Source organism: Winogradskyella sp. (assembly GCF_016744625.1).
Classification (GTDB): Bacteria; Bacteroidota; Bacteroidia; order Flavobacteriales; family Flavobacteriaceae; genus Winogradskyella.
In genome coordinates this window covers 1-7,230 of record NZ_JADGDZ010000127.1, presented here as the reverse complement: position 1 = coordinate 7,230, position 7,230 = coordinate 1, and the positions used below count along the sequence as shown (strand labels likewise).

The window sequence follows — 7,230 nt, the reverse complement described above, 5'->3', positions numbered from 1 at the left end:
ATCTAATGCTGTGCATTCTGGAGGTGAAAGTTTTAAAGATTTAGGTGATTTTCAAGTATTGTTATTTATGTTAATGATTCAGCTGATGTTTTATCATAACTTAAAACGTTACAGATAATGGAAAATACTATAAAAGTAGAACGCGCCATTTTGAGTTTAACACAAGATGATTTGGCAAAGCGAATTGGTGTTTCTCGTCAGACTATAAACTCTATTGAAGCTAATAGATATGTGCCTTCAACGGTTTTAGCATTAAAACTTTCGGAAGTGTTTAGTAAACCAGTAAATGACTTTTTTAAATTGAGTGAAAATGATTAGTGTAATAATAATATTAGTACAACTTATTTTAGCATGTTTATAAGGTCTTTCATGCCTTCGGTTGCTAATTTGGCTATAACGGTCACTTTACCATCATTGTTAATAGCTGGTTTTGGATCAATATAATAAATGGTAGTATTTGGTTGTACATAATCAATTAAGCTTGCTGCAGGATAGACTTGCATACTTGTACCTATTATAACAAGAATATCTGCAGCGTAGCATATTTTAACAGCAGTTTCAATTTTTGGGACATCTTCTCCAAACCAAACAATATGTGGACGTAATTGATAGCCTTTGTCGCATGTATCTCCAAGGTTAATATCTTCTGTCCAAACGCTGATGTTATTATAGTTTCCTGTACTTCTTATTTTTAGTAATTCACCATGAAGATGTACTACATCAGTACTACCTGCGCGTTCGTGCAAATCATCTACATTTTGAGTGATTATGGTAACTTTAAAATCATTTTCAAGATGTGCTAAATATTTATGTGCTTGGTTGGGTTCTACATCTTTTAGTTGTCTTCGTCTTTGATTATAGAAATCTAAAACCAATTCTGGGTTGCGTGCAAAACCTTCAGGTGATGCTACTTCCATAACATCATGTCCTTCCCAAAGCCCATCTGCATCTCTAAAGGTTTTAATACCACTTTCTGCACTTATACCAGCTCCTGTTAATACGACAATGTGTTTTTTCATAATCTAAAAATATAAAATATACTGTCATTGCGAGCGTAGCGTGGCAATCTTTTAGATTGAAACTAAATTTTGAAAGATTACCACATCACTTTGTTCCTCGTAATGACATTCCGTATTTTTGAATCATGCCAGACTTAAAACTTCTAGAATACTTAGAAACTTTCCTTACAGATCATCGTAGAGATCGGTTTCAAAAAGTCTTGAAGCAACGCACCAAACATTTTACCGTTGCTACAGAAGATGTATATCAATTACACAATACAAGTGCTGTGATGAGATCTTGCGATGTTTTTGGTGTACAAGAAGTTAATATAGTAGAAGAAGTTAACTCTAAAAGTATTGATAGAGAAATTGCAATGGGAGCTCAAAAGTGGGTAGATTTAAATCGTTATCACACAACTAAATCTTGTATTACAGATTTAAAAGCTAATGGCTATCAAATTGTGGCAACAACTCCTCACGTAGAGAATTGTGATTTAATTGATTTTAATATATCTAAAAAGTCATGCTTCTTTTTTGGTAGGGAAACGGAAGGGCTGTCACAACATGTGATTGACGAAGCGGATTGCTTTTTAAAAATTCCAATGGTTGGCTTTACCGAGAGTTTGAATATTTCTGTGTCTGCAGCAATTATTCTTCAGCATGTCACTGCGCAATTACGAAAATCTGATATTAAATGGCAATTGACAGAAGAAGAACTTATAGAAAAACGTTTTGATTGGATTAAGAAGACTATAAAAGATTACGATGCTATTGTAGAGCGTTTTTACGATACACCATAATTTTGTAACTTAATAGTCTAACTTAAAATCTATACACATGAAATGTGATGTCTATCTTTCTTTTGATGGTAATTGCGAGGAAGCAATGACCTTCTATCAAGATGTTTTTGATGGCGAAATCCAAGTAATGATGCGTTACAAAGACGGTCCGCCAGAATATAATAAGCCTGAAATAGAGAATAAAATAATGCATGTTACAATGATATTTGGAAATGGATGTGAGTTAAAAGCTTCAGACGGTTTTCATGTACCTTTAAATAAAGGGAATAATTTTCATGTAAGTATTGCAGCTGATGATGAAGAACAAGGGCATGCTATTTTTTCTGGTTTAATGGAAGGTGGTCAAGTAACCATGCCTTTTAATGACGTATTTTGGGGCGGAAAATTTGGTAGTGTTATAGATAAGTTTGGTGTACAATGGATGGTAAGTACTCCTCATGGAAAAGATGCAGTTTAATCGTATATAATATATAGCTATGGTAGGTTGGTTTGAAATTGCGGTAGACGATATGGATCGTGCAAAAAAGTTTTATGAAACTGTTTTTCAAATTAAAATTAAAGTTCAAGATTTCGGTGGCACTTTAATGGGCTGGTTTCCTGATAATGATGGTGTGTATGGAGCAACAGGGAGTTTAGTAAAACAGGAATCATATATTCCGAGTGAAAAAGGCACTTTGGTGTATTTTATGTCAAATGATGTACAAGTTGAATTAGATAGAGTAGAAGCAGCTGGAGGAAAAATCTATCAAGAAAAAACCAAAATCTCAGATGATCATGGTTGTATGGGAGTGTTTATAGATTCTGAAGGGAATAGAGTCGCATTACATTCTAACACATAGACATTAAGCTTTGCCTTTCTTTCTACCTTTTTTTCGGTCTTTACTTCTTTTAATGACTTTATATTCTTCATAACATTCGCTGATAGCATCTAATATTTGAAGATCATTAGCAGTATTTATAAAGTCTTTAGAATAGTTACATTGATTAACAATTTCATCTAAATCGAATTTGTTAACTTGTAATAATACTAATAGCATTTCTCTGTCAAAACGTTTAGCAAGTTGGTTTCTAATCTCATCATCTTCCTTCATCTTCTTTAACTTATGCATCTCATTAGGCTTTTTGCCAAACATATTGTATAAGAAATCTGCAGGATTGAAAATTGCACCTAGTACCTTTGTTGCGATATTAGGTTTCCCAGCTTCGTAGCCTTGACCATATAAACCAGAGATTCTATAACGATTATTAGATTGAATTGGAACTTGTTTCATATCCACTTCTAGATAACCAGTTAACTCTAGTTGTTTTACAGTCACTTCTTCAAGAGCAAGTGCTAATTCGGTCATTACAATTTCTGTATTGCCAAACTTTAGCCAGTCATTAGTAACTCTAACTTTTATGGATTTGTAACCTAGATATGATAAATGTAAAGTGTCATTTGCTTTAGCACTGATTTGAAACTCACCGTTATCATCTGTAGCGACACCTTTAACCTGATTAATATTTACAATATTTACTTCACTTAATGGGCCTTCAGTGGTAGAGCTAATAATTGTTCCCTTAACCTTAGTCGGAATTTTTGTGGCAGTGCTGTCTTGACTATAGCCCTTAACCGTAGTAAAACATAAAAATAAAATAAGTAGATATCTCATTAAAAATTGTTACGATGTAAAGGTAATAAACAAAACGTATTTTAACATATGCCTATTGTAGATTTGACTAAATATTAACAAGTAGTCTAAATTAATACTTAAAATTATGTCATTCTGGACTTGTTTCAGAATCTTAAATAATTTTAAGAAACTGAAATAAGTTTAGTCTGACAAGGAATAAATTTGAGACTCAGATTTAAAAGTAAAATCCCAAAACTTAAGATTTAACTTAAAGTTTTGGGATTTGTTTTATTACAATTTACAGCAGCTTTGCTGTTTAATCTCTTCTTCGAGAACGTCTTGGTCTATCAGATCCAGAACCATTAGATTCTGAACGTCTGTCACTAGAACGTCTGTCACTTCTATTATCATCCGAACGTCGTCTATCGCTTCTGTTTCCAGAACCTGATGAGCGTCTGTCACCTCTAGAGTCATTAGATCTTCTATCTCCTCTATCACTAGAACGTCTATCTCCTCTTGGTTTATCATCGCGTCTACGACTTCCACCACCAGAGCGTCTATCATTTCCTCCGCGACCTCTTCCTCCGCTTCGGCCTCCACGACTTCCACCTCCTCTGTTTTCGCTAACTTCTACATTAACAAAACGACCATTGTGTTTAAAATCAGTAAAGAAGGCTAGTATCTTTTCTTTTAATTCATTTTCTGTATTAAAGAATGAGAAGCTGTCTTTTACATCTACTTTAAAAACATCATCACGTCCAAGCTCTAATTGCTCCTTTAAGAAGTCTTTCATCTTCATCCAATCAAAACCATCTTTACTACCAATATTTATAAAGTAACGTGTGTCGTTAGATGATCTTCCATAGTCTCTTCCACCATCTCTATCAGAATCTCTAGATTGAACTACACCTAAGTCTTTCGATTTTTGGTAATAGTTAAAGAAACGGTTAAATTCTACAGAGAAGAATTTTTTGATTAATTCGTCTTTTTCAGTATCTGCGAATAATTCGTTGATACTTTCAAGATGCTTATCAATTTCGTGATTAATTTCTGTGGTATGAATTTTATTAGCTAAAGCCATTAATTGTACTTCAACGATGTCACTTCCAGAAGGAATTTCTTTCTTCTCGAATTGTTTTTTTATAATTCGCTCGATGCTTTTTATCTTTCTAACTTCACTTTTAGAAACAATAGCCATTGAGATACCAGTTTTACCAGCACGTCCTGTACGACCAGATCTATGTGTGTATATTTCTGGTTCATCTGGCAATTGGTAATGTATAACGTGTGTAATGTTATCTACATCAATACCACGAGCAGCAACATCTGTTGCAACCAATGTTTGTATTTGTCTGTTTCTAAACGACTTCATCACTAAATCACGTTGATTCTGACTTAAATCACCATGCAAAGCACCTGCATTGTAACCATCTTCAATTAAGTTTTCGGCTACTTTTTGCGTATCGCGTTTTGTTCTACAGAACACTACAGAGAAAATCTCTGGATTAGCATCGGACAAGCGCTTTAAGGCTTGGTAACGATCTCTAGCATTTACTAAATAGTATTCGTGAGATACCTGATTTGTGCTTTCATTTTTGTTTCCTACTGTAATTTCAATAGGATCGTACATGAAGTTTTTCGCAATCGAAGCAACTTCTCTAGGCATTGTTGCAGAGAATAACCATGTGCTTTTATCATCTGGTGTATGAGAAAGAATATCAGTGATATCTTCTTTGAAACCCATATTTAACATCTCATCAGCTTCATCTAAAACACTGTATTGTATTTTAGAAATGTCAACCATGTTACGGCTAATCATATCTTTCATACGACCTGGAGTCGCTACAATGATTTGTGCTCCACGTTTTACAGATCTTGCTTGATCAGAGATACTTGCTCCACCATAAATGGCAGTAACATTTAAACCTTTACAGTATTTACCATAAAGTTTAAGTTCGTTTGTGATTTGTAAACAAAGTTCGCGAGTAGGAGATAAGATTAAACCTTGAGTAGTTCTACTATCTACATCTATTTTTTGCAACATCGGAAATCCGAAAGCCGCAGTTTTACCTGTACCAGTTTGTGCCAAAGCCACTAAGTCTTTGTCTTCTTCTAATAAAAGTGGGATTGCTTTTGCTTGTACTTCACTCGGTTTTTCGAAACCTAAATCCGTAATAGCGCGTAAAAGATCTTCATTAAGACCTAAATCTTGGAATGTGCTCATTCTTGTGTATTGTATTCGATTATGTTCTGTTGGTGTCACAAAAGAAGCGAATCGACATACTAAACACTTAAACTTCTAGGTAACACATCCTCACTCTGAGGAATTTGTAAACTCGGTGTTCTGAGTTTCAGTTTGCAAAGGTATGTTATTTAATTGGATTTTCTGGTATTGCTATTTTATCTGAAAATTCTAGTGATAAAAGTTAAAAGATTATGATATCTACTCTAATGTTTAGAGTTTATGAGAAGCGTATTTAGAACCTTAGTGATTTCAAATACTTCTCGATACAAAATTCCAAAAAGGGAATTTCACTCGAAGTGACATTCTATATTTCTTTTTAAAATACAATTAAGGATCTATATTCTTTGTTCGGGTATTTTGAGTTTGTGTAAAATGTATCGATAATTAATTCTTAATAAACCTATCAAAATCATCTATTGCATAGGCTTTGTTGTAGTCATCTTCTCCGATGGTGTTAGATTCTGTAGAATCATAATCCATAGTGATTTTCCATTTTCCATTAGTGTTTCTGAATATCACATGAAACTGTCCATAATAGGCTTGTTCTTTTTCGGTGCCTTTGTTTCTGATTAATTTATAGATACCTCGTTCGCTTGCAGTTGAGTTATTATTGATACGCTCAAAAAACCGAAGTGAAATGTTACTTGTTTGGTTTACTTTTTTATCACGTTTAAAACCAGATTTGTAATTATTGATGTAAGTGTCGTAATCTAAAATACGTTTACCTCCAGAAACACGTATTAAATCTTTAGCATGTATTTCTGCCATTAGTGTATAATCTAGTGTTTCAAAAGCTTCATAAAATTTAGACCAAATAGTATTGATGGCTTTTAAATTATTCAAACTTTGAGCTTTACATGGAATTGTATATAAAGTCAAAATAACTATAATGATGCTTATTTTTTTTAGCATATCTAGTTGGTTGTAATTTGTTTCTGAGCTAAAGATTTTCCAATAAAGAATCCTGCAATTGCTAATATACTATCTGCGATAGTAAACCATAATTCTTTAGGTAGCATAAATATAGTTGCAAAAGTTGCTACAAGCATTAGTCCACCAGCAATATAAGATGGTATCATACTTGTCTTAGAAATCTTAGCAGCGACATGCATACCAACGGTTATACCTAAAAAATGTGCAATAACAACAAAGGCTTTTGCGCCAACAGGTATTTTATCCATATTATTTTTTATCCATTCCATATTCGATGGATCTGCACCTTCTGGCAGAGGGAATAAGTTATGACCTATAACAGATTCAAAAATGTGTACTGTTACACCTGCAATAATAATCCCAACGATTGTTGCTAATACGTTTTTCATGATAATAAATGATTAGTTAGTGGGTTTAAGGTAATAAAAAATCTTGAGAGGTTATTTTGGGTTTTTACAAGTAGCTTAAAATTGCTGAATTTTTTAATTGAGTTCTTTGTTATCAATTGTCTTCGCTACTTTAATTGATTAAATATTTTTTTAAATCTTTGAAGTAATTCATCTTTTATGTAGAGTTCTTCATTTGTAAATGGATGTATAAATTTTAAAGAATAGGCATGTAAATACAAACCTTTTTTG

9 protein-coding genes are annotated in these 7,230 nt (G+C 33.1%); 4 read left to right on the top strand and 5 right to left on the bottom strand.

From position 1 onward, the window contains the following. Nucleotides 1-117: 117 nt before the first annotated feature. A complete protein-coding gene (locus QZZ53_RS16315; RefSeq protein ID WP_296386672.1) occupies nucleotides 118-318 on the top strand; it encodes a helix-turn-helix transcriptional regulator in 201 nt (66 codons plus the stop codon). A 23-nt stretch (nucleotides 319-341) separates the two neighbouring features. Here the strand turns inward: QZZ53_RS16315 and QZZ53_RS16310 are convergent, their stop codons facing one another. After that, on the bottom strand, nucleotides 342-1,019 hold the full coding sequence (locus QZZ53_RS16310) for an NAD-dependent deacylase (RefSeq protein ID WP_296386670.1): 678 nt from the start codon (nucleotides 1,017-1,019) through the stop codon (nucleotides 342-344). 125 nt (nucleotides 1,020-1,144) lie between these two features. Here QZZ53_RS16310 and QZZ53_RS16305 point away from each other — a divergent pair, with 125 nt between their 5' ends. The 3 genes from QZZ53_RS16305 to QZZ53_RS16295 are packed head-to-tail and all read left to right on the top strand — an operon-like array spanning nucleotide 1,145 to nucleotide 2,640. Next, complete coding sequence (locus QZZ53_RS16305) at nucleotides 1,145-1,801, top strand: RNA methyltransferase (protein ID WP_296386668.1); 657 nt, start codon at nucleotides 1,145-1,147, stop codon at nucleotides 1,799-1,801. A 37-nt stretch (nucleotides 1,802-1,838) separates the two neighbouring features. Further along, nucleotides 1,839-2,258, top strand: a complete 420-nt coding sequence (locus tag QZZ53_RS16300) for a VOC family protein (RefSeq protein WP_296386666.1) — start codon at nucleotides 1,839-1,841, stop codon at nucleotides 2,256-2,258. Between the two features lie 19 nt (nucleotides 2,259-2,277). Beyond that, a complete protein-coding gene (locus QZZ53_RS16295; RefSeq protein WP_296386663.1) occupies nucleotides 2,278-2,640 on the top strand; it encodes a VOC family protein in 363 nt (120 codons plus the stop codon). Between the two features lie 3 nt (nucleotides 2,641-2,643). Here QZZ53_RS16295 and QZZ53_RS16290 read toward each other — a convergent pair whose 3' ends face one another. The 4 genes from QZZ53_RS16290 to QZZ53_RS16275 all read right to left on the bottom strand — a co-directional run bounded on the left by QZZ53_RS16290 (nucleotide 2,644) and on the right by QZZ53_RS16275 (nucleotide 6,981). Beyond that, nucleotides 2,644-3,453, bottom strand: coding sequence for a carboxypeptidase-like regulatory domain-containing protein (locus QZZ53_RS16290; protein WP_296386661.1), 810 nt, complete (start codon nucleotides 3,451-3,453; stop codon nucleotides 2,644-2,646). 277 nt (nucleotides 3,454-3,730) lie between these two features. Further along, nucleotides 3,731-5,638 carry a DEAD/DEAH box helicase gene (locus QZZ53_RS16285; protein WP_296386659.1) on the bottom strand — a complete coding sequence of 636 codons (1,908 nt, stop codon included), beginning with the start codon at nucleotides 5,636-5,638 and terminating at the stop codon, nucleotides 3,731-3,733. A 405-nt stretch (nucleotides 5,639-6,043) separates the two neighbouring features. Continuing rightward, nucleotides 6,044-6,571, bottom strand: coding sequence for a nuclear transport factor 2 family protein (locus QZZ53_RS16280; RefSeq protein WP_296386657.1), 528 nt, complete (start codon nucleotides 6,569-6,571; stop codon nucleotides 6,044-6,046). A gap of 2 nt (nucleotides 6,572-6,573) precedes the next feature. Then, a complete protein-coding gene (locus tag QZZ53_RS16275; protein ID WP_296386655.1) occupies nucleotides 6,574-6,981 on the bottom strand; it encodes a hypothetical protein in 408 nt (135 codons plus the stop codon). Between the last annotated feature and the right edge of the window lie 249 nt (nucleotides 6,982-7,230).

Coding starts and splice junctions, on each gene's coding strand:
- QZZ53_RS16280 (WP_296386657.1), bottom strand. CDS start 6,571: ATGCTAAAAAAAATAAGCATCATTATAGTTATTTTGACTTTATATACA.
- QZZ53_RS16295 (WP_296386663.1), top strand. CDS start 2,278: ATGGTAGGTTGGTTTGAAATTGCGGTAGACGATATGGATCGTGCAAAA.
- QZZ53_RS16290 (WP_296386661.1), bottom strand. CDS start 3,453: ATGAGATATCTACTTATTTTATTTTTATGTTTTACTACGGTTAAGGGC.
- QZZ53_RS16310 (WP_296386670.1), bottom strand. CDS start 1,019: ATGAAAAAACACATTGTCGTATTAACAGGAGCTGGTATAAGTGCAGAA.
- QZZ53_RS16300 (WP_296386666.1), top strand. CDS start 1,839: ATGAAATGTGATGTCTATCTTTCTTTTGATGGTAATTGCGAGGAAGCA.
- QZZ53_RS16305 (WP_296386668.1), top strand. CDS start 1,145: ATGCCAGACTTAAAACTTCTAGAATACTTAGAAACTTTCCTTACAGAT.
- QZZ53_RS16285 (WP_296386659.1), bottom strand. CDS start 5,638: ATGAGCACATTCCAAGATTTAGGTCTTAATGAAGATCTTTTACGCGCT.
- QZZ53_RS16275 (WP_296386655.1), bottom strand. CDS start 6,981: ATGAAAAACGTATTAGCAACAATCGTTGGGATTATTATTGCAGGTGTA.
- QZZ53_RS16315 (WP_296386672.1), top strand. CDS start 118: ATGGAAAATACTATAAAAGTAGAACGCGCCATTTTGAGTTTAACACAA.